The sequence below is a fragment of the Pseudomonas putida genome (genome assembly GCF_002906855.1).
Classification (GTDB): domain Bacteria; phylum Pseudomonadota; class Gammaproteobacteria; order Pseudomonadales; family Pseudomonadaceae; genus Aquipseudomonas; species Aquipseudomonas putida_N.
The window spans coordinates 391,323-413,369 of sequence record NZ_MINI01000048.1 but is presented as its reverse complement, the minus strand read 5'-3'; the positions used below and the strand labels follow the sequence as shown (position 1 = coordinate 413,369).

At 62.3% G+C, this 22,047-nt stretch carries 25 protein-coding genes; 15 read left to right on the top strand and 10 right to left on the bottom strand.

Annotated elements, in window-relative coordinates; genetic code table 11:
* Window positions 1–89: 89 nt before the first annotated feature.
* From lptB to BGP85_RS24640, 5 genes are read right to left on the bottom strand one after another with little or no spacing between them, the layout of a single operon-like run.
* Window positions 90–815: an LPS export ABC transporter ATP-binding protein gene (gene lptB, locus BGP85_RS24660; RefSeq protein ID WP_060511298.1), complete on the bottom strand. Its 726-nt coding sequence runs from the start codon at window positions 813–815 to the stop codon at window positions 90–92.
* Entirely contained in the window at window positions 816–1,343 is a 528-nt protein-coding gene (lptA, locus tag BGP85_RS24655; RefSeq protein ID WP_060511296.1) for a lipopolysaccharide transport periplasmic protein LptA, read from the bottom strand. It lies immediately after the preceding gene.
* Window positions 1,330–1,902: an LPS export ABC transporter periplasmic protein LptC gene (lptC, locus tag BGP85_RS24650; RefSeq protein ID WP_103445564.1), complete on the bottom strand. Its 573-nt coding sequence runs from the start codon at window positions 1,900–1,902 to the stop codon at window positions 1,330–1,332. The genes lptA and lptC overlap by 14 nt, the downstream gene beginning before the upstream one ends.
* Window positions 1,903–1,910: 8 nt before the next feature.
* Window positions 1,911–2,435, bottom strand: a complete 525-nt coding sequence (locus BGP85_RS24645) for a KdsC family phosphatase (protein WP_103445563.1) — start codon at window positions 2,433–2,435, stop codon at window positions 1,911–1,913.
* A gap of 14 nt (window positions 2,436–2,449) precedes the next feature.
* Window positions 2,450–3,424 carry a KpsF/GutQ family sugar-phosphate isomerase gene (locus BGP85_RS24640; protein ID WP_103445562.1) on the bottom strand — a complete coding sequence of 325 codons (975 nt, stop codon included), beginning with the start codon at window positions 3,422–3,424 and terminating at the stop codon, window positions 2,450–2,452.
* 248 nt (window positions 3,425–3,672) lie between these two features.
* Between BGP85_RS24640 and BGP85_RS24635 the strand changes: the two genes are divergently transcribed.
* From BGP85_RS24635 to hisC, 10 genes are all read left to right on the top strand, one after another.
* Window positions 3,673–4,482, top strand: coding sequence for an ATP-binding cassette domain-containing protein (locus BGP85_RS24635; protein WP_103445561.1), 810 nt, complete (start codon window positions 3,673–3,675; stop codon window positions 4,480–4,482).
* A complete protein-coding gene (gene mlaE / locus BGP85_RS24630) occupies window positions 4,482–5,279 on the top strand; it encodes a lipid asymmetry maintenance ABC transporter permease subunit MlaE (protein ID WP_054885955.1) in 798 nt (265 codons plus the stop codon). The genes BGP85_RS24635 and mlaE overlap by 1 nt, the downstream gene beginning before the upstream one ends.
* On the top strand, window positions 5,279–5,764 hold the full coding sequence (gene mlaD / locus BGP85_RS24625) for an outer membrane lipid asymmetry maintenance protein MlaD (RefSeq protein WP_054885956.1): 486 nt from the start codon (window positions 5,279–5,281) through the stop codon (window positions 5,762–5,764). Before mlaE ends, mlaD begins: the two co-directional genes overlap by 1 nt.
* 9 nt (window positions 5,765–5,773) lie before the next feature.
* Window positions 5,774–6,421 (top strand): MlaC/ttg2D family ABC transporter substrate-binding protein, encoded by a 648-nt coding sequence (locus BGP85_RS24620; RefSeq protein WP_103445560.1) that lies wholly within the window; start codon window positions 5,774–5,776, stop codon window positions 6,419–6,421.
* The gene (locus BGP85_RS24615) at window positions 6,418–6,720 is read left to right on the top strand and encodes an STAS domain-containing protein (protein WP_103445559.1); all 303 of its coding nucleotides are present in this window, start codon (window positions 6,418–6,420) and stop codon (window positions 6,718–6,720) included. Before BGP85_RS24620 ends, BGP85_RS24615 begins: the two co-directional genes overlap by 4 nt.
* A 118-nt stretch (window positions 6,721–6,838) precedes the next feature.
* Window positions 6,839–7,078, top strand: a complete 240-nt coding sequence (locus BGP85_RS24610) for a BolA family protein (protein ID WP_103445558.1) — start codon at window positions 6,839–6,841, stop codon at window positions 7,076–7,078.
* A gap of 23 nt (window positions 7,079–7,101) precedes the next feature.
* The gene (gene murA, locus BGP85_RS24605; RefSeq protein WP_103445557.1) at window positions 7,102–8,367 is read left to right on the top strand and encodes a UDP-N-acetylglucosamine 1-carboxyvinyltransferase; all 1,266 of its coding nucleotides are present in this window, start codon (window positions 7,102–7,104) and stop codon (window positions 8,365–8,367) included.
* Window positions 8,368–8,460: 93 nt separating this feature from the next.
* Window positions 8,461–9,096, top strand: a complete 636-nt coding sequence (gene hisG / locus BGP85_RS24600; protein WP_103445556.1) for an ATP phosphoribosyltransferase — start codon at window positions 8,461–8,463, stop codon at window positions 9,094–9,096.
* A 126-nt stretch (window positions 9,097–9,222) separates the two neighbouring features.
* The gene (gene hisD / locus BGP85_RS24595; RefSeq protein WP_103445555.1) at window positions 9,223–10,548 is read left to right on the top strand and encodes a histidinol dehydrogenase; all 1,326 of its coding nucleotides are present in this window, start codon (window positions 9,223–9,225) and stop codon (window positions 10,546–10,548) included.
* Between the two features lie 2 nt (window positions 10,549–10,550).
* Window positions 10,551–11,600 (top strand): histidinol-phosphate transaminase, encoded by a 1,050-nt coding sequence (hisC, locus tag BGP85_RS24590; RefSeq protein WP_103445554.1) that lies wholly within the window; start codon window positions 10,551–10,553, stop codon window positions 11,598–11,600.
* On the opposite strand, the gene BGP85_RS24585 is transcribed toward hisC, so the two are convergent.
* A complete protein-coding gene (locus BGP85_RS24585) occupies window positions 11,601–12,863 on the bottom strand; it encodes an alkaline phosphatase family protein (protein WP_374755338.1) in 1,263 nt (420 codons plus the stop codon).
* A 138-nt stretch (window positions 12,864–13,001) separates the two neighbouring features.
* Here BGP85_RS24585 and BGP85_RS24580 point away from each other — a divergent pair, with 138 nt between their 5' ends.
* From BGP85_RS24580 to BGP85_RS24565, 4 genes are all read left to right on the top strand, one after another.
* Entirely contained in the window at window positions 13,002–13,652 is a 651-nt protein-coding gene (locus BGP85_RS24580) for a FadR/GntR family transcriptional regulator (RefSeq protein ID WP_103445553.1), read from the top strand.
* A gap of 13 nt (window positions 13,653–13,665) precedes the next feature.
* Window positions 13,666–14,946: a CynX/NimT family MFS transporter gene (locus BGP85_RS24575; protein ID WP_103445552.1), complete on the top strand. Its 1,281-nt coding sequence runs from the start codon at window positions 13,666–13,668 to the stop codon at window positions 14,944–14,946.
* Window positions 14,947–15,024: 78 nt separating this feature from the next.
* Complete coding sequence (locus BGP85_RS24570; protein ID WP_103445551.1) at window positions 15,025–15,495, top strand: nuclear transport factor 2 family protein; 471 nt, start codon at window positions 15,025–15,027, stop codon at window positions 15,493–15,495.
* A gap of 18 nt (window positions 15,496–15,513) precedes the next feature.
* Window positions 15,514–15,807, top strand: coding sequence for a GIY-YIG nuclease family protein (locus tag BGP85_RS24565; protein ID WP_103445550.1), 294 nt, complete (start codon window positions 15,514–15,516; stop codon window positions 15,805–15,807).
* Here the strand turns inward: BGP85_RS24565 and yejK are convergent, their stop codons facing one another.
* Complete coding sequence (gene yejK, locus BGP85_RS24560) at window positions 15,808–16,815, bottom strand: nucleoid-associated protein YejK (protein WP_103445549.1); 1,008 nt, start codon at window positions 16,813–16,815, stop codon at window positions 15,808–15,810.
* A 393-nt stretch (window positions 16,816–17,208) separates the two neighbouring features.
* On the opposite strand from yejK, the gene BGP85_RS24555 reads away from it, so the two are divergent.
* On the top strand, window positions 17,209–17,490 hold the full coding sequence (locus tag BGP85_RS24555; RefSeq protein ID WP_103445548.1) for an HU family DNA-binding protein: 282 nt from the start codon (window positions 17,209–17,211) through the stop codon (window positions 17,488–17,490).
* Window positions 17,491–17,541: 51 nt separating this feature from the next.
* Here the strand turns inward: BGP85_RS24555 and rlmF are convergent, their stop codons facing one another.
* The 3 genes from rlmF to BGP85_RS24540 all read right to left on the bottom strand — a co-directional run bounded on the left by rlmF (window position 17,542) and on the right by BGP85_RS24540 (window position 22,042).
* Window positions 17,542–18,492: a 23S rRNA (adenine(1618)-N(6))-methyltransferase RlmF gene (rlmF, locus tag BGP85_RS24550; protein WP_103445547.1), complete on the bottom strand. Its 951-nt coding sequence runs from the start codon at window positions 18,490–18,492 to the stop codon at window positions 17,542–17,544.
* Window positions 18,493–18,610: 118 nt separating this feature from the next.
* Complete coding sequence (locus BGP85_RS24545; protein WP_103445546.1) at window positions 18,611–21,457, bottom strand: valine--tRNA ligase; 2,847 nt, start codon at window positions 21,455–21,457, stop codon at window positions 18,611–18,613.
* 210 nt (window positions 21,458–21,667) lie between these two features.
* Complete coding sequence (locus BGP85_RS24540; protein WP_103445545.1) at window positions 21,668–22,042, bottom strand: DNA polymerase III subunit chi; 375 nt, start codon at window positions 22,040–22,042, stop codon at window positions 21,668–21,670.
* Between the last annotated feature and the right edge of the window lie 5 nt (window positions 22,043–22,047).

Below are 22,047 nucleotides of genomic sequence, written 5' to 3'. Positions count from 1 at the left end.
GCCTCAAATTGTAGCGTTTGCCTAGAGCACTGTAACAACTTAAGCCCCGACAGGGCGTTAATGCCAGTGCTCCAGGCAGGTCCCGGGGATCAGAGTCGGAACTCGTGGCCCAGGTAGACCTCCTTGACCAGGTCGTTGGCCAGGATGGTTTCGGCGTCGCCTTCGGCGATCAGTCGACCGTCGTTGACGATGTAGGCGGTCTCGCAGATATCCAGGGTTTCACGGACATTGTGGTCGGTGATCAGGACACCGATACCCTTGGCCTTGAGGTGGTGGATGATCTGCTTGATGTCGCCCACGGAGATCGGGTCGACACCGGCAAACGGTTCATCCAGCAAGATGAACTTCGGTGCGGTAGCCAGGGCACGGGCAATTTCGACGCGGCGGCGTTCGCCACCGGAAAGGCTCATGCCGAGGTTGTCGCGGATGTGGCTGATGTGGAACTCCTGCAGCAGGCTTTCCAGTTCCTTGCGCCGGCCTTCGCGATCGATGTCCTTGCGGGTTTCGAGAATGGCCATGATGTTGTCGGCCACCGACAGCTTGCGGAAGATCGAGGCTTCTTGCGGCAGGTAGCCGATACCGGCGCGGGCTCGGCCGTGCATGGGCTGGTGACTGACATCGAGGTTGTCGATCAGTACGCGCCCCTGGTCTGCCTGGACCAGCCCCACGATCATGTAGAAGCAGGTGGTCTTGCCGGCGCCGTTGGGGCCGAGCAAGCCGACGATCTGCCCGCTGTCGATCGACAGGCTGACATCACGCACGACTTGCCGCCCCTTGTAGCTCTTGGCCAGGTGCTGGGCTTTGAGGGTTGCCATTTACTCGGCCTTCTTCTTCGGCTGGATCACCATGTCGATGCGCTGACGTGGTTGAGTCACGTTGCCACCACGACCGGCGGTCGCAACCTGGGTCTTGGTGTTGTAGACGATCTTCTCGCCTTCGGTGGTGTTGCCTTCGTTCTCGACCTTGGCGCGGTCGGTAAGGATCACCGTGTCTTTCTGCGCCTGGTACTGGATGGTCACCGCCCAGCCTTTCATCTTGTCGGGCTTGGCCGCGGTCTGCTGCTGCTCGAAGTACGCCAGGTTGCCCACCGAGGTCACCACGTCGATGTCGCCATTGGCGGCACGGGTCATGGTCACGGTATTGCCTTTGATCATCATTGAGCCTTGGGTGATGATCACATCGCCGGTGTAGGTGGCCACGCCCTGCTTGTCGTCCAGGTGCGCGTTGTCGGCCTGGATGCGAATAGGCTGGTCACGGTCGTTCGGCAGGGCGAAGGCGCTCGCGCTTCCCAGTGCTGCTGCGCTCAGGCTGAGCAAAAGGGGGAGGGTTTTAACGAGCCTCATACTGTCCTCTTACGTTAGAGAGCAAGTCGATCTTGCTTTCTTTCAAATACGCTTTCATTCCCTTGCCTGTGGTTGTGCCACCGGCGCCGTCGATTCTAACGGCTTGCTCGGTCTGCGCATATTGCTTCTGCGGGAATACGGTCATGCGCGAGCTGGTAATGATGGTATCGCGCTGTTTTTCGTCGGTGCGGGCAATCCGCACCTGGTCGATCAGTTCGACTTCGCTGCCGTCAGGGTTGACCTCGGCGCGCACGCTCTGCACGTGCCACGGGTACTGAGTGCCGCGGTACATGTGCAGGTCGGGTGTGGTCACCAGTGTGACCTCGCTGGCCTTGAGGTGTTCGACCTTGTCGGCAGTCATTTCATATTGCAGTTTGCCATCGGGCAGGAACTGCACGCTGTGCGCGTTGATCGCGTAATAGTCGATGGCACTTTCGTCAACCTGGGCCACCGGCTTTTCGAGGAAGCTCTCGGGGCTGACATTCCAGTAGCCGACTGCTGCCAGCACCGCGGCGATCACCGCGAGCAACGCAATGTTGCGGGCTTTCTTGCTGAACATGGGCAACCTTACAGGTAGTTGGCGTTGGCAGCGTCCAGGGTGCCCTGGGCCTGCATGATCAGTTCGCAGAACTCGCGTGCAGCACCTTCGCCGCCGCGTGCCTGGGTTACGCCGTGGGCGTGCTGGCGAACGAATGGTGCGGCGTTGGCTACGGCAATTCCCAGGCCGACCCGGCGGATTACCGGCAGGTCGGGGAGGTCGTCGCCCAGGTAGGCGACCTGTTCATAGCTTAGGCCCAGTTCGGCGAGCAGACCGTCCAGCACTACCAATTTGTCTTCACGACCTTGGTAAAGGTGGGGGATGCCGAGGTTTTTCGCCCGGCGTTCTACCACTGGGGTCTTGCGTCCGCTGATGATTGCCGTGGTAACGCCCGAGGCCATGAGCATTTTGATGCCCTGGCCATCAAGGGTGTTGAAGGTCTTGAATTCGCTGCCATCTTCAAGGAAATACAGGCGGCCATCGGTCAGCACGCCATCGACGTCGAAAACGGCGAGCTTGATCGCCTTGCCGCGTTGCATGAGATCTTGGGTCATCGATTCGTTCTCCTTTACATCACGCCGGCGCGCAGCAGGTCATGCATGTTCAGGGCGCCGGTCGGGCGGTCGTCCTTGTCCACGACCACCAGGGCGCTGATTTTGTGGTCTTCCATGATCTTCAGGGCCTCGGCGGCAAGCATTTCGGCACGAGCCGTCTTGCCGTGCACGGTCATCACTTGGTCAATCAGAGTGGTGTGCACGTCGATATTGCGGTCCAGGCTGCGGCGCAGGTCGCCGTCGGTGAAGATCCCGGCCAGCTTGCCATCGGCGCCCACGATCACGGTCATGCCCAAACCTTTGCGGGACATTTCAAGGAGCGCGTCCTTGAGCAGTGTGCCGCGCTGCACCTGGGGCAATTCGTCACCGGCGTGCATGACATTCTCGACTTTCAGCAGCAGGCGGCGGCCCAAGGCACCACCAGGGTGCGAGAAGGCGAAGTCTTCGGCGGTGAAGCCACGGGCTTCGAGCAGGGCGATGGCCAGCGCATCACCCAGTACCAGTGCCGCGGTAGTGGAAGAGGTCGGGGCCAGGTTCAGCGGGCAGGCTTCCTGGGTGACGCTGGCGTCGAGGTTGACCTCGGCGGCCTGGGCCAGGGGCGAGTCCGGGTTGCCGGTCAGGCTGATCAACTGGATCCCCAGGCGCTTGATCAGCGGCAGCAGGGTAATGATCTCGGCGGTGCTGCCGGAGTTGGACAGGGCCAGAATGACGTCATCACGGGTGATCATGCCCATGTCGCCATGGCTGGCTTCAGCCGGATGTACGAAGAACGCTGGCGTGCCGGTACTGGCCAGGGTGGCGGCGATCTTGTTGCCGATATGCCCCGATTTGCCCATGCCGACCACCACGACCCGACCCTTGCTCGCCAGGATCAGTTCGCAGGCCTTGACGAAATTGGCGTCGATGCGGGCCACCAGGCCTTCTACGGCCTCGAGTTCCAGGCGCAGGGTGCGCTGGGCGGAGTGGATCAGCTCGCTGGATTGGCTCATGTCGAAAAGCAATGCCTGATTAAAAGGCGGCGATTATAGCCGCAATACGAGAAAGCCTCATCCTTTCGATTGCCCTCTCAAATGTCATCAAAGCCTGTCGTTGGCCTGAACGACCTGTTTCCATACCCTTGGGGGCGCAGGGTCAGCGGTGCTATAGTTCGCCGCTATTCGGCCTGCCAAGGGTGTGTGTGCCTTCACGATGAAGGCCGGCGTCCATTAGTGCGAGGCTGCACTAGCAAGGAGTCTAGATGAGTGTGGATAGCGCCTACGCGGTCGAGTTGAAGGGCGTCACCTTCAAGCGCGGTTCGCGCAGCATTTTCAGCAATGTCGACATCCGTATTCCGCGTGGCAAGGTCACCGGGATCATGGGGCCGTCGGGTTGCGGCAAGACCACGCTGTTGCGCCTGATGGGCGCGCAGCTACGCCCGTCGGGCGGTGAAGTGTGGGTGGCCGGGCAGAACCTGCCGAGCCTTTCGCGCAGCGACCTGTTCGATGCACGCAAGCAGATGGGCGTGCTGTTCCAGAGCGGTGCGTTGTTCACCGATCTCGATGTGTTCGAGAACGTTGCCTTTCCTTTGCGCGTGCATACCCAGCTTTCGGACGAAATGATCCGTGACATCGTGCTGATGAAACTGCAGGCGGTTGGCCTGCGCGGTGCCATCGACCTGATGCCGGACGAGCTGTCCGGCGGCATGAAGCGCCGGGTGGCGTTGGCCCGGGCAATTGCCCTGGACCCGCAGATCCTGATGTACGACGAACCGTTCGTCGGCCAGGACCCGATTGCCATGGGTGTACTCGTGCGCTTGATCCGTCTGCTCAATGATGCCCTGGGCATCACCAGCATCGTGGTCTCCCACGATCTGGCCGAAACCGCCAGTATCGCCGACTACATTTATGTGGTCGGTGATGGTCAGGTGCTGGGCCAGGGTACGCCCGACGAGCTGATGGGCTCGGACAATCCGCGCATTCGCCAGTTCATGAAAGGCGACCCGGACGGCCCGGTGCCATTCCACTTTCCTGCGCCTGACTACCGCGCCGATCTGCTGGGAGTGCGGTGATGCGCAGAAAATCCTTACTCGAACGTATCCGCCTGCTCGGGCGCTCGGCGATCGACGTGCTGGCCGTGCTCGGGCGCTCGTGCCTGTTCCTGTTCCATGCGCTGATCGGCCGTGGCGGCATTGGCGGCGGTTTCCAGCTGCTGACCAAGCAGCTTTACTCGGTGGGCGTGCTGTCGCTGGCGATCATTGTCGTTTCCGGCGTGTTCATCGGCATGGTGCTGGCCCTGCAGGGCTACAGCATCCTGACCAAGTACGGTTCCGAGCAGGCGGTCGGGCAAATGGTTGCCCTGACCCTGCTGCGTGAGCTTGGCCCGGTGGTCACTGCGTTGCTGTTCGCCGGCCGCGCAGGTTCTGCGCTGACCGCCGAAATCGGCAACATGAAATCCACCGAACAGCTGTCGAGCCTGGAAATGATCGGCGTTGATCCGCTCAAGTACATCGTTGCGCCACGCCTGTGGGCCGGTTTCATCTCGCTGCCGCTGCTTGCGCTGATCTTCAGCGTGGTCGGCATCTGGGGTGGTTCATGGGTCGCAGTCGACTGGCTGGGCGTTTACGAAGGTTCGTTCTGGGGCAACATGCAGAACAGCGTTTCCTTTACCGACGACGTGCTCAACGGGTTGATCAAGAGCCTGGTGTTCGCCTTCGTCACCACCTGGATTGCGGTATTCCAGGGATACGACTGCGAACCCACCTCAGAAGGGATCAGCCGTGCCACTACCAAGACCGTGGTCTATGCCTCGTTGGCAGTACTGGGTCTGGACTTTATTTTGACCGCCTTGATGTTTGGAGATTTCTGATGCAAAACCGCACCCTGGAAATCGGTGTCGGCCTGTTCCTCCTGGCCGGGATCCTGGCACTGCTGCTGCTGGCCCTGCGTGTCAGCGGGCTGTCGGCCAGCCCGAGCAGCGATACCTATAAAGTTTATGCGTACTTCGACAATATCGCCGGTTTGACGGTCAGAGCTAAAGTGACCATGGCCGGTGTAACGATCGGCAAGGTCACCGCCATCGATCTGGACCGTGATTCCTACACCGGTCGGGTGACCCTGCAGCTGGACAAGGCGGTCAACAACCTGCCGACCGACTCCACTGCTTCGATCCTGACCGCCGGCTTGCTTGGCGAGAAGTACATCGGTATCAGCGTGGGCGGTGAAGAAGACGTGCTCAAAGACGGTTCGACCATCCATGACACTCAGTCGGCGCTGGTATTGGAAGATCTGATTGGCAAGTTCCTGCTCAACTCCGTTGGCAAGGAACCCAAAGAAGCGCAACCGGCTAATTAAGGAGTTTCCATGATTTCGATCCTGCGACGTGGCCTGCTGGTGTTGCTGGCGGCCGTCCCCCTGTTTGCCCTGGCCGCGCAGTCGCCGCACGACGTGGTGCAGAGCACGACCACCGAGCTGCTGGGTGAGCTCAAGGCCAACAAGGAGCAGTACAAATCCAACCCGCAAGCGTTCTACGACACCCTTGACCGGATCCTCGCGCCGGTGGTCGATGCCGACGGTATTTCCAAGAGCATCATGACCGTCAAGTATTCGCGCAAGGCCACGCCCGAGCAGATGCAGCGCTTCCAGGAAAACTTCAAGCGCAGCCTGTTCCAGTTCTACGGTAACGCGCTGCTGGAGTACAACAACCAGGGCATCGTCGTAGACCCGGCCAAGGCCGATGACGGCAAGCGCGCCTCTGTAGGCATGAAGGTCACCGGCAACAATGGTGCCGTGTACCCGGTGCAGTACACCCTGGAGAACCTGGGGGGCGAGTGGAAGGTGCGTAACGTCATCGTCAACGGCATCAACATCGGCAAGCTGTTCCGTGACCAGTTCGCCGACGCCATGCAGCGCAACGGCAACAACCTGGACAAGACCATCGACGGCTGGGCCGGCGAAGTGGCCAAAGCCAAGGAAAAGGCCGACGAATCGCCGGAGAAGACCGTCAAATGAGTGAGGCCGCTGTAACCATGGCCGAGCCGGGCGTGCTGTGCCTGGTCGGCGAGCTGGATTACCGCAGCGGGCCGGCCCTGCGCAAGCAGGGCAAGGCGCTGATCGGCGCCTGCCGTGAGGCGCGTCTGGTGCTGGATTGCTCGGCCGTGGCGCGCTCCACCAGTGTCGGCCTGTCGCTGCTGCTGGCGTTCATCCGTGACGCCGAGGCAGCCGGCAAGGCCGTCGAGGTGCGCGGCATGCCCGACGACATGCGGGAAATCGCCGGGGTCTATGACCTGGATGAGGTGCTGGCAAGCTGATGGCTTGGCAGTGATGAGAGGCCCCTCGGTCGCGCGCCCTTTCGTTGGGCTTCGCAGGCGAGGGGCTTTTTTGTATGATGGCCGACCCGTGCGCATCGGGCGCCGATTGAGGTTGAGCATGCAGGCCGTAGAAGTTAAGAGCTTCCTTGAAGAGAAATTGCCGGGAACCCGGGTCGAAGTTGAAGGCGAAGGCTGCAACTTCCAGTTGAACGTGATCAGCGACGAGTTGGCTGGCCTGAGCCCGGTCAAACGTCAACAGGCGATCTATGCTCACCTGAATCCGTGGATTGCCAATGGCAGCATCCATGCGGTAACCATGAAATTTTTCAGCAGCGCAGCCTGGGCTGAGCGCACCTGAGCCAACTTGGCGGCGAGACACCAATGGACAAACTGATTATTACTGGCGGCGCTCGTCTCGACGGCGAGATCCGCATTTCCGGCGCGAAGAACGCGGCCCTGCCGATCCTGGCGGCGACCCTGCTGGCCGATGGCCCGGTCACCGTGGGCAACCTGCCGCACTTGCACGACATCACCACCATGATCGAGCTGTTCGGGCGCATGGGCATCGAGCCTGTGATCGACGAAAAGCTGGCGGTGGAAATCGACCCGCGCACCATCAAGACTCTGGTAGCCCCTTACGAGCTGGTCAAGACCATGCGCGCCTCGATCCTGGTGCTCGGGCCCATGGTCGCGCGCTTCGGCAAGGCTGAAGTAGCCCTGCCAGGCGGCTGCGCCATCGGTTCGCGCCCGGTCGACCTGCACATCCGCGGCCTCGAGGCCATGGGGGCGAAGATCGAAGTCGAAGGCGGCTACATCAAGGCTGAGGCCCCCGAAGGCGGCCTGCGCGGTGCGCACTTCTTCTTCGACACCGTGAGCGTCACCGGTACCGAGAACATCATGATGGCCGCTGCCCTGGCCAAAGGCCGCAGTGTGCTGCAAAACGCCGCGCGCGAGCCTGAAGTGGTCGACTTGGCCAACTTCATCAACGCCATGGGCGGCAAGGTCCAGGGCGCCGGCACCGACACCATCATCATCGATGGCGTCGAGCGTTTGGCTTCGGCTACCTACCGTGTCATGCCCGACCGCATCGAGACCGGCACCTACCTGGTCGCCGCTGCCGTGACCGGCGGCCGTGTCAAGGTCAAGGACACCGACCCGACCATCCTCGAGGCAGTGCTGGAAAAGCTGAAGGAAGCAGGCGCCGAACTTACCACCGGTGAGGACTGGATCGAGCTGGACATGCACGGCAAGCGGCCGAAAGCCGTCAACCTGCGCACGGCCCCATACCCGGCGTTCCCAACCGACATGCAGGCGCAGTTCATCTCGCTGAACGCCATCGCCGAAGGCACTGGCGCAGTCATTGAGACGATCTTCGAAAACCGCTTCATGCACGTGTACGAAATGCACCGCATGGGCGCGCAGATCCAGGTCGAAGGCAACACCGCGATCGTCACCGGCGTGCCGGCACTCAAGGGTGCTCCGGTGATGGCCACCGACCTGCGTGCATCCGCCAGCCTGGTACTCTCGGCGCTGGTCGCCGAAGGCGATACCCTTATCGACCGCATCTACCACATCGACCGTGGTTACGAGTGCATCGAAGAAAAACTGCAGATGCTCGGCGCGATAATCCGCCGCGTACCGGGCTAGTTGCCCGCTGGCACACGGACGTGCCATTCGAATTGAATGCGGTCGGGCTGTAGCAGCCCGGCCGGCAGTAGCCGCTTAAGGACCGACGTTCCAATGTTGACCATCGCGCTTTCCAAAGGCCGTATTCTCGACGATACCCTGCCGTTGCTGGCCGAGGCCGGTATCGTGCCGACCGAGAATCCGGACAAGAGCCGCAAGCTGATCATCCCCACCACGCAGGACGACGTGCGCCTGCTGATCGTGCGTGCCACCGACGTGCCGACCTATGTCGAGCATGGTGCCGCCGACCTTGGTGTGGCTGGCAAGGACGTGCTGATGGAGTACGGCGGCCAGGGCCTGTACGAGCCACTGGACCTGCAGATTGCCAAGTGCAAGCTGATGACCGCCGGCGTGGTCGGCGCACCCGAGCCCAAGGGCCGCCTGCGCGTCGCCACCAAGTTCGTCAACGTGGCCAAGCGTTACTACGCCGAGCAGGGCCGCCAGGTCGACATCATCAAGCTGTACGGCTCGATGGAGCTGGCGCCGCTGATCAACCTCGCTGACAAGATCATCGACGTGGTCGACACCGGCAACACCCTGCGCGCCAACGGCCTGGAACCCCAGGACCTGATTGCCACGATCAGCTCGCGCCTGGTCGTCAACAAAGCCTCCATGAAGATGCAGCATGCCCGCATCCAGAGCCTGATCGACACGCTGCGCAAAGCGGTCGAATCGCGACACCGCGGCTGACATCTGCGCGCGGCCTTTGCTGTCGCGCCCGTCTATCCGCGTCATAGCCATTTTTCTCGGGTGCCCGCGCGGATGGACTGGTAGCCTAGGGCGCCTGAGCATTCGCTAATAATCGAGGCCCTCGCCATGACCGTGTCCACTGCAATTGCCCGTCTCAACGCTGCTGATCCGGATTTCGCCCGACATCTGGATCATCTGCTGAGCTGGGAAAGTGTGTCCGATGACGCGGTCAACCAACGCGTGCTCGACATCATCAAGGCCGTGCGCGAGCGCGGTGACGCCGCGCTGGTGGAGTTCACCCAGCGCTTCGACGGTGTTGACGCCAAAAGTATCAATGACCTGATCCTCGGCCGCGAGCGCCTGGAACTGGCCCTGACCCGCATCACCGACACCCAGCGTGAAGCCCTGGAGAAAGCCGCCAGCCGCGTGCGCCTGTACCACGAGCGGCAGAAGCAGGACTCCTGGCAGTACACCGAAGCCGACGGCACCGTGCTCGGCCAGAAGGTCACCCCGCTGGACCGTGCCGGCCTGTACGTGCCGGGCGGCAAGGCATCGTACCCGTCGTCGGTGCTGATGAATGCGATTCCAGCGAAGGTCGCCGGTGTCGCCGAAGTGGTAATGGTGGTGCCAACCCCGCGTGGCGAGGTCAATGAACTGGTACTGGCCGCTGCCTGCATCGCCGGTGTCGACCGGGTATTTACCGTCGGTGGTGCCCAGGCCGTAGCCGCCCTGGCCTATGGCACTGAAAGCGTGCCACAGGTAGACAAGATCGTCGGTCCGGGCAACATCTATGTGGCTACCGCCAAGCGCCACGTGTTCGGCCAGGTCGGTATCGACATGATCGCCGGGCCGTCGGAAATCCTCGTAGTGTGCGACGGCCAGACCGACCCGGACTGGATCGCCATGGACCTGTTCTCCCAGGCCGAGCACGACGAAGACGCCCAAGCCATCCTGGTCAGCCCGGATGCCGCCTTCCTCGACCGCGTCGCCGCCAGCATCGACAAGCTGCTGCCGACCATGGAACGTGCCGAGATCATCGAGAAGTCGATCAACGGCCGTGGTGCGCTGATCCAGGTGCGCGACATGCAGCAGGCCATCGAAGTGGCCAACCGCATCGCACCCGAGCACCTGGAACTGTCGGTCGCCGACCCGCAGGCCTGGCTGCCGCAGATCCGCCACGCCGGCGCGATCTTCATGGGCCGCCACACCAGCGAAGCGCTGGGCGATTACTGCGCTGGTCCCAACCACGTGCTGCCGACTTCCGGCACCGCACGCTTCTCGTCGCCGCTGGGGGTGTACGACTTCCAGAAGCGCTCGTCGATCATCTTCTGTTCCGAACAGGGCGCATCCGAGCTTGGCCACACCGCTTCGGTCCTGGCCCGTGGCGAGTCGCTGACCGCCCACGCCCGCAGTGCTGAATACCGTATCCTGACCCAAGACAAGGGGAACTGAGCATGAGTCGATTCTGGAGCCCCTTCGTCAAGGCGCTGGTGCCTTACGTGCCGGGCGAGCAGCCAAAGCTGGCCCGCCTGGTCAAGCTGAACACCAACGAGAACCCCTATGGCCCGTCGCCCAAGGCACTGGAAGCCATGCGCGCCGAGCTGAACGACAATCTGCGCCTGTATCCGGACCCGAACAGTGACCGGCTCAAGCAGGCGGTGGCCGAATATTATGGCGTCACCCCGGCCCAGGTGTTCGTCGGCAACGGTTCGGACGAGGTGCTGGCGCACATCTTCCACGGCCTGTTCCAGCACGATCGCGGGCCGCTGCTGTTCCCGGATGTCAGCTACAGCTTCTATCCAGTCTACTGCGGCCTGTACGGTATTCCGTTCGAGCAGGTGGCGCTGGACGAGCAGTTCCAGATCCGCATCGCCGACTACACCAAGCCCAACGCCGGGATCATCTTCCCCAACCCCAACGCGCCAACTGGCTGCCTGCTGCCGCTGCAAGCGATCGAGCAGCTGTTGCAAGCCAACCGTGACTCGGTGGTGGTGGTGGATGAAGCCTACATCGACTTTGGCGGCGAGACCGCCATCAGCCTGGTGGATCGCTACGACAACCTGCTGGTGACCCAGACCCTGTCCAAGTCGCGTTCGCTGGCCGGGCTGCGCGTCGGCCTGGCCGTCGGCCATCCGGAGCTGATCGAGGCCCTGGAGCGGATCAAGAACAGCTTCAACTCCTATCCGCTGGACCGCATGGCCATCGTGGGTGCGGCGGCGGCGTTCGAAGACCAGGCTTATTTCGAGGAGACCTGCCGCAAAGTGATCGACAGCCGTGAAACGCTGGTCGAGCAGCTGGTTGCAAAAGGCTTCGAAGTGCTGCCATCGGCGGCCAACTTCATCTTCGCCCGCCATCCGCAGCAGGATGCCGCGCAGTTGGCCGCGCGCCTGCGTGAGCAAGGGGTGATCGTGCGTCACTTCAAGCAGGAGCGGATTGCCCAGTTCCTGCGTATCACCATTGGCACGCCGCAGATGAACCAGGCGTTGGTCGATGCGCTGAACTGATCACGGCCATTTGCAGGAGCGAGTGAACTCGTTCCTGCAGGTGATCCCGCGTACATGGTTGCTGCTTTGCTCGATGACGAATGGCTGGCTGACTGGCCGGGTACGCACCGCTACGGGTGTTTCATCCAGTTCGAGCACATAGTCGCTGGCTTGGCGCATGCCCTGCGGATCAGTCCATTGCTGCAGGTAAGCCTGCACGGTCGCGACTAACTGGCCATTTCTGTGAATGGTCACAGTGCCTTGTGAATCGCTGTTCCACAGCAACTTGGCTTCACCTTCAATGGCCCGTGCCTTGCGCACTCCGGTAGCACCCAGCAGCGGCGTGCCATCGAGCTTCCATTGCGGCAGCAGGTCGAGCCCCATGTGCCGGAGCACGGTCGGGGCCACCGATGTCTGCGCAGCATAGCCATACAAGTTGTTGGGCCCCGGGTTGTCCTCTGGAATGCTCGGTTGGTGCAACTCTTCGTTCAACCGCTTGTTGCTGGCAATGAACACCGTCTTTTCCTGCTCGGTCACACCGCCATGGCCTGCCCCCCCGTAATCACGACCGTGGTCGGTACAGACGATCACCAACCAGTCCTCCTGCGGGTGCTTGTAGGCACGCGCCTCGACCTTGTCCAGCAGGCGCCCCAGTCTGTTGTCAGTTTCGCGCAAGGCGAACTGATAAGCTGGGCCGAAACCGCTGGCGTGGCCTGCTTGATCGGGCTCGTCAAGCTGAATGTAGGTGAAGTCGGCAGGTGTGTTTTCGAGGATCTCCAGGGTTCGGGCGGTTACCTGCTCATCGCTCAGGCCGCTTTCGCGCACATTGTTGCCTTGCGCGTCCTCCAGCAGGAAGGCCGTGTTGATCGGTGACCAATTGACGATGCTGGAGAGGTAGGCGTTAGGCAGGGCATCACGCAGTCGTTTGAACAGGCTGGGGAACTCAGGGTCGACTCGCAAGGACTCGGTATTGGCAATGACCCCGTGCTTGTTGGCCCATACCCCGGTGAGCAAAGTCATCCAGCCTGGCCCACTGTTAGTCGCCTGTTCGCTGGCGCGGCCGTTGATGCCTCCGGCATAGGCCTTGCCGTAGATCAGGCGTTTCTGCAGGTTGGTATCGTCGCCCAGTTGTTCATAGTGCTGCAGTTGCACGCCGTCCATTCCGATGATGAGCGTCTTGGGCTGCATTAGCGGTTGTCTGGCGTCGCACCCTTTGAAGAGCAGGACGAGCAGCAGGCCGGCTGCTGTCAGGGCAATCAACCGCAATGTTCTGAACATGGACATGAATGGGGCCTTGATGGAGTCGTGCCAAGCGTTACAACAAGATACTTGGCTGACAACTGGTAGAAATGCCAGTTGAATTGATGTCTGGAAGGCGTTCCATTAAGCTTTGCGAATTCATCGGATGATTGGTTGAGTGAAATGAGCAGCGAATTGGCCAAGCGTTCCTTGGTCGAACTTGCGGTCGAACGCATGCGTGAGCGCATCCTGCACGGCGATTGGCAAGTCGGGCAGCGCCTGCCAACCGAGCCAGTACTGGCGCTGGAGTTGGGCATCAGCCGCAATACCGTGCGTGAAGCCATGCGCGTGCTGGCATTCAGCGGCCTGGTGGAGATCCGCCAGGGTGACGGCAGCTACCTGCGCACCTGCCAGGACCCACTGCAGGCTGTGCAAGCCATGGCGCGCTGCACCCTGGAGCAGGCCCGCGAGACACGGCACATCCTCGAATCCGAGGCGATCGGCCTGGCGGCGTTGCGCCGTACCGACGAGGACCTGCAAGGCCTGCGTGCAGCACTGACGGGCAGTGCCGAGCACTTTCACGGTGATGTCGATGCCTATGTCAGCTGCGACCTGGTATTTCACCAGCGCTTGATCGACGCCGCGCACAACCCGGCACTGAGTGAGCTGTATCGCTACTTTTCCGGCGTCGTCGCCGCAGCGCTGCAACACAACATGGCGACTGTCCCGCGCAGCCAGGCGACCTTCGACCTGCACGGGCAGATCCTCGACGCCATCGAACAACGCGATCCGCAACGGGCCAAGGCCCTGAGCCGGACCCTCATCGAATCCTGAAGACGAGAAAGCCATGGCTGAACCAATGACCCGAGACGCGCCTGCCCGCGAGCGCGAATTGGAAGAACTGCTGATCGATGCCGAGGCCGACGATGCCCAGGTGCAGCAACAGCCACCGGCCCTGCAGCGGCCCTGGCTGTTGCTGCTGGGCCTGGTGCTGGTGGCATTGAACCTGCGCCCGGCGTTGTCGAGCATGGCGCCGGTGCTCGGGCAGGTCTCTGCGGGGCTGGGCCTGAATGCCTCCGAAGCGGGTCTGCTGACCACCTTGCCGGTGCTCTGCCTGGGGCTGTTCGCACCGCTGGCCCCGCTCCTGGCGCGCCGATTCGGCAGCGAGCGGGTGATCCTGGGCATCCTGCTCACGCTGGCGCTGGGGATCGTGGTGCGCAGCGCCCTGGGGGCTGTCGGCGTATTCCTCGGCAGCGTCATGGCTGGGGCCAGCATCGGCATCATCGGCGTACTGCTGCCCGGTATCGTCAAGCGTGACTTCCCGCAGCATGCGGGCACCCTGACTGGCGTCTACACCATGGCCCTGTGCCTGGGGGCGGCTATGGCGGCGGGGGCTACCGTGCCGTTGGCCCAGCATTTCGATGACAACTGGGCCTTTGGCCTGGGCTTCTGGATGCTACCGGCGCTTTTGGCCGTGCTCATCTGGTTACCGCAAGCGCGTCAGGGCCATGGTCTGCACAAGGCAGCCTACCGGGTGCGCGGTTTGTGGCGCGACCCGCTGGCATGGCAGGTCACGTTGTACATGGGGCTGCAGTCGTCGCTGGCCTACATCGTCTTTGGCTGGTTGCCATCGATCCTCATTGGCCGTGGCCTGAGCCCGACTGAGGCTGGGCTGGTGCTGTCCGGCTCGGTGATTGTGCAGTTGATCAGTTCGCTGGGCGCGCCCTGGCTGGCGACCCGCGGGAAGGACCAACGGCTGGCCATCGTAATCGTGATGCTGGTTACGTTGACGGGGCTGTTCGGATGTCTGTATGCCCCGATCGGCGGGCTGTGGGGCTGGGCGGTGCTGCTGGGGCTGGGGCAGGGCGGTACCTTTGCCTTGGCGTTGACGCTGATCGTGCTGCGTTCGAAGGATGCCCATGTGGCGGCGAACCTGTCGAGCATGGCCCAGGGGGTGGGTTATACCCTGGCGTCCATGGGGCCGTTCGCGGTTGGCCTGGTGCATGACCTGACCGGTGGATGGGCAGCAGTGGGGTGGATTTTTGCAGTGCTGGGTGTAGGGGCCATCGTGTTCGGGCTTGGCGCCGGGCGGGCGCTGCATGTGCAGGTGACTAGCGAAAAACTCTGATATGGAGGCCGGCGCTGGCGAAAGCATTGTTGGCAGATTATCGTGCAGACTTCGACTCCCAGGACGGATCTGCTTCTCATGACTGACGCCAACCGTGACCTGATCACCCGCTTCTACCAGGCCTTCCAGCGCCTGGACGCCGAGGCCATGGTGGCCTGCTACAGCGACGACATCGTTTTCAGCGACCCGGTATTCGGCACCCTGCGCGGTCGTGATGCCGGTGACATGTGGCGCATGCTCACGGCGCGCGCCAAGGACTTCACCCTGACTTTCGACCAGGTCCGTGCCGACCCACGCAGCGGCTGCGCGCACTGGGTTGCAACTTACCTGTTCAGCCAGACCGGCCGCACCGTGGTCAACGATATCCAGGCGCGCTTCGTCATTCGCGATGGGCTGATCTGCCAGCATGACGACAGCTTCGATCTGTGGCGCTGGTCGCGTCAGGCGCTGGGAACTCCAGGGTTGCTGCTGGGTTGGTCGCCGATGTTGCAGAACAAGGTGCGCCAGCAGGCTTTCAAAGGGCTGCGGGCGTTCCAGCAAGCGCATTGAGCGGTTAAGCTGTCTGCCATGAGCATCGTCAACGAAGTCGACTTAACCCCGCTGTGCAAACCGTGGTACGTGTACCTGGTGCGGGCTGCCAATGGCTCGCTGTACTGCGGTGTCAGCGATGACCCGCAGCGGCGTTTCGCTGCGCACCAGAAAGGGCAGGGCGCCCGCTATTTCAAGACCAGCCCGGCGCAGGCGCTGGTCTATGTCGAACAGTGGCCGGACAAGGGGGAGGCGCTGCGCCAGGAGCGTCTGGTGAAGAAGTTGCGCAAGTCGGCCAAGGAGGCGCTAGTGGCCTCCTATGTGGCCGTCTGATCAGTCCTTGCGGCGCTTGAGCTGATCCACCAGTGTGGTCGGCAGGCCTTTGATGATCAGGGTGCCGGCGGCCTCGTCATATTCCACCTTGTCACCCAGCAGGTGCGCTTCGAAGCTGATCGACAACCCTTCGGCACGCCCGGTGAAGCGGCGGAACTGGTTCAGGGTGCGTTTGTCTGCGGGGATTTCCGGCGACAGGCCGTAGTCCTTGTTGCGGATGTGATCGTAGAACGCCTTCGGGCGGTCCTCGTCGATCAGGCTCGACAGTTCTTCCAGGGTCACTGGCTCACCCAGCTTGGTCTGGGTGGTGGCATACTCGACCAGGGTCTGGGTCTTCTCGCGGGCGGACTCTTCCGGCAGGTCCTCGCTTTCGACGAAGTCGCTGAAGGCCTTGAGCAGAGTGCGCGTCTCGCCTGGGCCATCGACGCCTTCCTGGCAGCCGATGAAGTCGCGGAAGTAGTCCGAGACCTTCTTGCCGTTCTTGCCCTTGATGAACGAGATGTACTGCTTGGAATTCTGGTTGTTCTTCCACTCGGACAGGTTGATGCGCGCCGCCAGATGCAGCTGGCCGAGGTCGAGGTGGCGCGACGGTGTCACGTCCAGTTCGGCGTTCACCGCCACGCCTTCGCTGTGGTGCAGCAGGGCGATGGCCAGGTAGTCGGTCATGCCTTGCTGATAATGGGCGAACAGGATGTGGCCACCGGTGGAGAGGTTCGACTCTTCCATCAGCTTTTGCAGGTGCTCGACTGCCACCCGGCTGAACGCGGCGAAGTCTTTCTCGTCTTCCAGGTACTGCTTCAGCCAGCCGCTCAGCGGATAGGCGCCGGACTCGCCGTGGAAGAAGCCCCAGGCCTTGCCTTGCTTGGCGTTGTAGCTGTCGTTGAGGTCGGCCAGGAGGTTTTCGATGGCGTCCGATGCGCTCAGCTCGGTATCCCGCGCATGGAGCACGGCGGGGCTGCCATCGGGCTTCTTGTCGATCAGGTGAACGATGCAATGTCGGATTGGCATGGAATTCTCGGTGAGTCTGGGGCGGCCATGGGCCGCGCTGCAAAAGTCGTCCAGTTTACCCCAAGCAACAGGCGCTGCAGTGGCCGGATGTTGGCAGAAATGCCGGTTGTTCGTTTTTTGTTCAGATTTGTAGGTTTTCGGCTGAAACCCCCGAAAAACCTGCACTAAATCGAAGCGGGTAGCGGATATTTATCCATTCCTGTGGTAGCTTTGCGCGGTCTTGCGCCCCTCGTGTGGCGCATTGCTGGCAGTGTGCTCATACCGTGTCGAACCAAACGCCGATTTACGCATCTACATGCGCGATTGGCGCGGCCCTCCAGAACTCAGGGGCTGGCCCGATAACGTCGTAGAACGCTGCATAACCACTGATTTAGATAGGGAAGGAACACCACCATGGCATTGACCAAAGACCAACTGATTGCCGACATCGCTGAAGCCATCGATGCGCCAAAAACCACCGCTCGCAACGCACTGGAGCAACTGGGCCAGATCGTTGCCGACCAACTGGAAAACGGCGCTGAAATCACCCTGCCAGGCATCGGCAAGCTGAAAGTCTCCGAGCGTCCTGCCCGTACCGGCCGCAACCCTTCGACTGGCGCTGCCATCGAAATCGCTGCCAAGAAAGTCGTCAAGTTCGTTCCGGCCAAAGCCCTGAACGATTCCATCAACAAGTAATTGTTGATGCGTTGACCCTAACCGCGCCCGGCTTGCCCGGGCGCGGTTTTTTCATGCCTGCGATTTGCGCCCGGCGTGCCAGGCCTGGCGTGCGATGTCATCGTGGAAGCTCCAGGCGACCATGCGGCTCTGCTTCTGGCCCTGGCCCATCTCGGCGATGCGCACCGCCTTGGCACCGGCTTTCTTCAGTGCCGCCTCGATGCCAGGCAGGTTGCTGGCCTTGGACACCAGGCTGGTGAACCACAGCACCTGCTGTGCGTATTGCGCGCTTTCGTCGACCAGTTGGGTGACGAAGCGGATCTCGCCGCCCTCGCACCACAGTTCGTTGTTCTGCCCGCCGAAGTTGAGCACTGGCAGTTTGCGCTTGGGGTCTTGCTTGCCGAGGTTTTTCCACTTGCGCTGGCTGCCACGGGTGGCTTCCTCGCGCGAGGCATGGAAGGGTGGGTTGCACAGGGTCAGGTCGAAACGCTCATCCGCGTGCAACAGGCCGCTGAGGATGTGCTTGAGGCTGGCTTGCTGGCGCAGGCTGATGCCCTTGCTCAAACCGTTGGCCTGGACGATGGCCTTGGCCGATGCCAATGCCACCGGGTCGATGTCCGAGCCGAGGAAGCGCCAACGGTAATCGCTATGGCCGAGCAGTGGGTAGATGCAGTTTGCGCCTACGCCGATATCCAGCGCACGCACCTGGGCGCCTCTGGGCACCTCGCCGGCATTGTCCTCGGCCAGCAGGTCGGCGGCCACGTGGATGTAGTCGGCGCGGCCGGGGATTGGCGGGCACAGGTAGTCGGCCGGGATGTCCCAGTGCTGGATGCCGTATTGCGCCTTGAGCAGGGCACGGTTGAACACGCGCACGGCTTGCGGGTTGGCGAAGTCGATGCTGGGTTTGCCGTGGGGGTTGGTGATGGTGAAGCGGGCCAGGTCAGGGTGGGCCTTGATCAGGCTGGGGAAGTCGTAGCGGCCCTGGTGGCGGTTGCGCGGGTGCAGGGTGGGTTTGTCAGTCATGGTGGGGTCCTGAAAAAGCATCGCCGGCAAGCCGGCTCCCACAGGATAGTGCAGCACCTGTGGGAGCCGGCATGCCGGCGATGGGCTGCAATGCAGCCCGCTATGGCTTCACTTTAAGTTACAGCGCTGCAATCCGCGCGTGCTGCTCGGTGAAGTTGGCCAGGGCCTGTTCGGACTCGGCCAGCTTGGCGCGTTCCTTCTCGATTACGGCAGGCGGCGCCTTGTCGACGAAGGCGGCGTTGGACAACTTGCCACCCACGCGCTGGACTTCACCCTGCAGACGCTGGATTTCCTTGCTCAGGCGCGCCAGTTCAGCGTCCTTGTCGATCAGGCCAGCCATCGGCACCAGCACCTGCAGGTCGCCAACCAGAGCGGTGGCCGACAGCGGTGCTTCGTCGGCATCGCCGAGCACGGTGAACGATTCGACCTTGGCCAGCTTCTTCAGCAGGGCTTCGTTTTCCTGCAGGCGACGCTGGTCGTCGGCATTGGCGTTCTTGAGGAACAGCGGCAGTGGCTTGCCCGGGCCGATGTTCATCTCGGCGCGGATGTTGCGCAGGCCGACCATCAGCTCCTTGAGCCACTCGATATCACCTTCGGCGGCGGCATCGATGCGGCTTTCATTGGCCACTGGCCATGGCTGCAGCATGATGGTCTTGCCTTCGATACCGGCCAGCGGCGCGATGCGCTGCCAGATTTCTTCGGTGATGAACGGCATGAACGGGTGCGCCAGGCGCAGCGCCACTTCCAGTACGCGGACCAGGGTGCGACGGGTGCCACGGGCGCGCTCGACCGGGGCGTTCTCGTCCCACAGCACAGGCTTGGACAGCTCCAGATACCAGTCGCAGTACTGGTTCCAGATGAACTCGTACAGCGCCTGGCTGGCCAGGTCGAAGCGGAACTGCTCCAGCTGGCGGGTCACTTCGGCTTCGGTGCGCTGCAGCTGCGAGATGATCCAGCGGTCCGCCAGCGACAGTTCGCAGGCTTCGCCGTTCTGGCCGCAGTCCTCACCCTTGTCCAGCACGTAGCGGGCGGCGTTCCAGATCTTGTTGCAGAAGTTGCGGTAGCCTTCGACGCGGCCCATGTCGAACTTGATGTCGCGGCCGGTGGAAGCAAGCGAGCAGAAGGTGAAGCGCAGGGCGTCGGTGCCGTAGCTGGCGATACCTTCCGGGAACTCGGCCTTGGTCTGCTTGGCGATCTTCTCGGCAAGCTTGGGCTGCATCATGCCGCTGGTGCGTTTTTCCAGCAGGGCATCGAGGGTGATGCCGTCGACGATGTCCAGCGGGTCGAGCACGTTGCCCTTGGACTTGGACATCTTCTGGCCCTGGCCATCGCGCACCAGGCCGTGCACGTACACGGTCTTGAACGGTACCTGCGGGGTGCCGTCCTCGTTCTTGATCAGGTGCATGGTCAGCATGATCATGCGCGCAACCCAGAAGAAGATGATGTCGAAGCCAGTCACCAGTACGTCGGTGGAGTGGAACTTCTTCAGGAACTCGGTCTGTTCCGGCCAGCCCAGGGTAGAGAAGGTCCACAGGCCCGAGCTGAACCAGGTGTCGAGGACGTCGTCGTCCTGGCGCAGGTTCACATCGCTGCCGAGGTTGTGCTTGGCACGCACTTCTTCTTCATTGCGGCCGACATAGACCTGGCCGGCCTCATCGTACCAGGCCGGAATGCGGTGCCCCCACCACAGCTGGCGGCTGATGCACCAGTCCTGGATATCGCGCATCCAGGAGAAGTACATGTTCTCGTACTGCTTGGGCACGAACTGGATGCGGCCGTCTTCCACGGCTTCGATGGCAGGTTCTGCCAGTGGCTTGGTGGAGACGTACCACTGGTCGGTCAGCCAGGGCTCGATGACGGTGCCCGAACGGTCGCCTTTCGGCACCTTCAAAGCGTGGTCGTCGATGCTTACCAGCAGGCCCTGGGCGTCCAGGTCGGCAACGATCTGCTTGCGCGCGACGAAACGGTCGAGGCCGGCGTACTGGGCAGGCAGGCTGGTGTCGATCTGCTCGTTGAGGCTGCCATCGAGGTTGAAGGCCTGGGCGGCGGACAACACCAGGGCGTTCTTGTCGAAGATGTTCAGCAGCGGCAGGTTGTGGCGCTTGCCGACTTCGTAGTCGTTGAAGTCGTGGGCCGGGGTGATCTTCACGCAGCCAGTGCCGAATTCCGGGTCGCAGTAGTCGTCGGCGATGATCGGGATGCGGCGGCCGACCAGCGGCAGTTCGACGAACTTGCCGATCAGTGCCTGGTAGCGCTCGTCGGTCGGGTTGACGGCAACGGCGGCGTCACCGAGCAGGGTTTCCGGACGGGTGGTGGCGACCACCAGGTAGTCCTTGCCTTCGGCGGTCTTGGCGCCGTCGGCCAGCGGGTAGCGCAGGTTCCACAGGTGGCCCTTCTCGTCGTGGTTTTCCACTTCGAGGTCGGAAATGGCCGTGTGCAGCTTGGTGTCCCAGTTGACCAGGCGCTTGCCGCGGTAGATGAGGCCGTCCTCGTGCAGGCGCACGAAGGCTTCCTTGACCGCCTCAGACAGGCCTTCGTCCATGGTGAAGCGTTCGCGGCTCCAGTCGACCGACGAGCCCAGGCGGCGGATCTGGCGGCTGATGTTGCCACCCGATTGATCCTTCCATTCCCAGACTTTCTCCAGGAACTTCTCACGGCCCAGGTCGTGACGGTTCTGGCCCTTGGCCTCGAGCTGGCGCTCGACCAGCATCTGCGTGGCGATACCGGCGTGGTCGGTACCGGGCTGCCACAGGGTGTCGCGGCCTTGCATGCGGCGGAAACGGATCAGGGCGTCCATGATCGCGTTGTTGAAGCCGTGGCCCATGTGCAGGCTGCCCGTCACGTTCGGTGGCGGGATCATGATGGTGTAGGACTCACCTGCACCTTGTGGAGCGAAATAGTTTTCGGACTCCCAGGTGTTGTACCAGGAAGTTTCGATGGCGTGCGGCTGGTAGGTCTTATCCATGCGCGGCGGGACCCTGTGCATTTATTCGGGAAAGCCGAGAAGTATAACCAAGCTGGGGGCCGCAGGCGACAAGCTGCTGCTATCTGGCAAGGCAGGATTGGCCTCTTCGCGGGGAAACCCGCTCCCAACAGGTGCACGCCAACCCGCAAGAGCTGCGGTGCACTTGGGGAGCGGGTTTACCCGCGAAGCAGGCGGCGCCGATCTACCGGGTTACTCGGAACGCTTGATGAGACGTTCGATCCGCGCATCCAGGCGGCGCTTGATCTCGTTCTCGATGTGCGGGGTGAAGTCGTTGATCACGTCCTGCATGATCATCTGCGCCGCGGCGCGCAACTCGCTCTCCAGGTGCAGCAGGGTGTCCTGGCGGCGGGTCTGCGGATCATCCTCGGGTTCAGCTGCTGCTGCGGGCTCAGCTTCAGGGGCTGGCGCCGCGTTACCTGCAGGTACATCGAGCAACAGGGGAATCTGCTCGACCGTTTCGGTCAGCAGCGGCGGCTGCAGGTCGGCATCGCCGAGCAGCTGGCGAATCGACTCCAGATCATCCAGCAGATGGGCGGAATCGGGTAGGGCGGAAGGCTTGTCCATCGTCG

Coding starts and splice junctions, on each gene's coding strand:
- BGP85_RS24645 (WP_103445563.1), bottom strand. CDS start 2,435: ATGACCCAAGATCTCATGCAACGCGGCAAGGCGATCAAGCTCGCCGTT.
- hisD (WP_103445555.1), top strand. CDS start 9,223: ATGACCGTGTCCACTGCAATTGCCCGTCTCAACGCTGCTGATCCGGAT.
- BGP85_RS24620 (WP_103445560.1), top strand. CDS start 5,774: ATGATTTCGATCCTGCGACGTGGCCTGCTGGTGTTGCTGGCGGCCGTC.
- lptA (WP_060511296.1), bottom strand. CDS start 1,343: ATGAGGCTCGTTAAAACCCTCCCCCTTTTGCTCAGCCTGAGCGCAGCA.
- BGP85_RS24580 (WP_103445553.1), top strand. CDS start 13,002: ATGAGCAGCGAATTGGCCAAGCGTTCCTTGGTCGAACTTGCGGTCGAA.
- BGP85_RS24610 (WP_103445558.1), top strand. CDS start 6,839: ATGCAGGCCGTAGAAGTTAAGAGCTTCCTTGAAGAGAAATTGCCGGGA.
- yejK (WP_103445549.1), bottom strand. CDS start 16,815: ATGCCAATCCGACATTGCATCGTTCACCTGATCGACAAGAAGCCCGAT.
- mlaD (WP_054885956.1), top strand. CDS start 5,279: ATGCAAAACCGCACCCTGGAAATCGGTGTCGGCCTGTTCCTCCTGGCC.
- hisG (WP_103445556.1), top strand. CDS start 8,461: ATGTTGACCATCGCGCTTTCCAAAGGCCGTATTCTCGACGATACCCTG.
- lptB (WP_060511298.1), bottom strand. CDS start 815: ATGGCAACCCTCAAAGCCCAGCACCTGGCCAAGAGCTACAAGGGGCGG.
- BGP85_RS24565 (WP_103445550.1), top strand. CDS start 15,514: ATGAGCATCGTCAACGAAGTCGACTTAACCCCGCTGTGCAAACCGTGG.
- lptC (WP_103445564.1), bottom strand. CDS start 1,902: ATGTTCAGCAAGAAAGCCCGCAACATTGCGTTGCTCGCGGTGATCGCC.
- BGP85_RS24585 (WP_374755338.1), bottom strand. CDS start 12,863: ATGTCCATGTTCAGAACATTGCGGTTGATTGCCCTGACAGCAGCCGGC.
- rlmF (WP_103445547.1), bottom strand. CDS start 18,492: ATGACTGACAAACCCACCCTGCACCCGCGCAACCGCCACCAGGGCCGC.
- BGP85_RS24570 (WP_103445551.1), top strand. CDS start 15,025: ATGACTGACGCCAACCGTGACCTGATCACCCGCTTCTACCAGGCCTTC.
- BGP85_RS24635 (WP_103445561.1), top strand. CDS start 3,673: ATGAGTGTGGATAGCGCCTACGCGGTCGAGTTGAAGGGCGTCACCTTC.
- murA (WP_103445557.1), top strand. CDS start 7,102: ATGGACAAACTGATTATTACTGGCGGCGCTCGTCTCGACGGCGAGATC.
- BGP85_RS24615 (WP_103445559.1), top strand. CDS start 6,418: ATGAGTGAGGCCGCTGTAACCATGGCCGAGCCGGGCGTGCTGTGCCTG.
- BGP85_RS24575 (WP_103445552.1), top strand. CDS start 13,666: ATGGCTGAACCAATGACCCGAGACGCGCCTGCCCGCGAGCGCGAATTG.
- BGP85_RS24545 (WP_103445546.1), bottom strand. CDS start 21,457: ATGGATAAGACCTACCAGCCGCACGCCATCGAAACTTCCTGGTACAAC.
- BGP85_RS24540 (WP_103445545.1), bottom strand. CDS start 22,042: ATGGACAAGCCTTCCGCCCTACCCGATTCCGCCCATCTGCTGGATGAT.
- BGP85_RS24640 (WP_103445562.1), bottom strand. CDS start 3,424: ATGAGCCAATCCAGCGAGCTGATCCACTCCGCCCAGCGCACCCTGCGC.
- hisC (WP_103445554.1), top strand. CDS start 10,551: ATGAGTCGATTCTGGAGCCCCTTCGTCAAGGCGCTGGTGCCTTACGTG.
- mlaE (WP_054885955.1), top strand. CDS start 4,482: ATGCGCAGAAAATCCTTACTCGAACGTATCCGCCTGCTCGGGCGCTCG.
- BGP85_RS24555 (WP_103445548.1), top strand. CDS start 17,209: ATGGCATTGACCAAAGACCAACTGATTGCCGACATCGCTGAAGCCATC.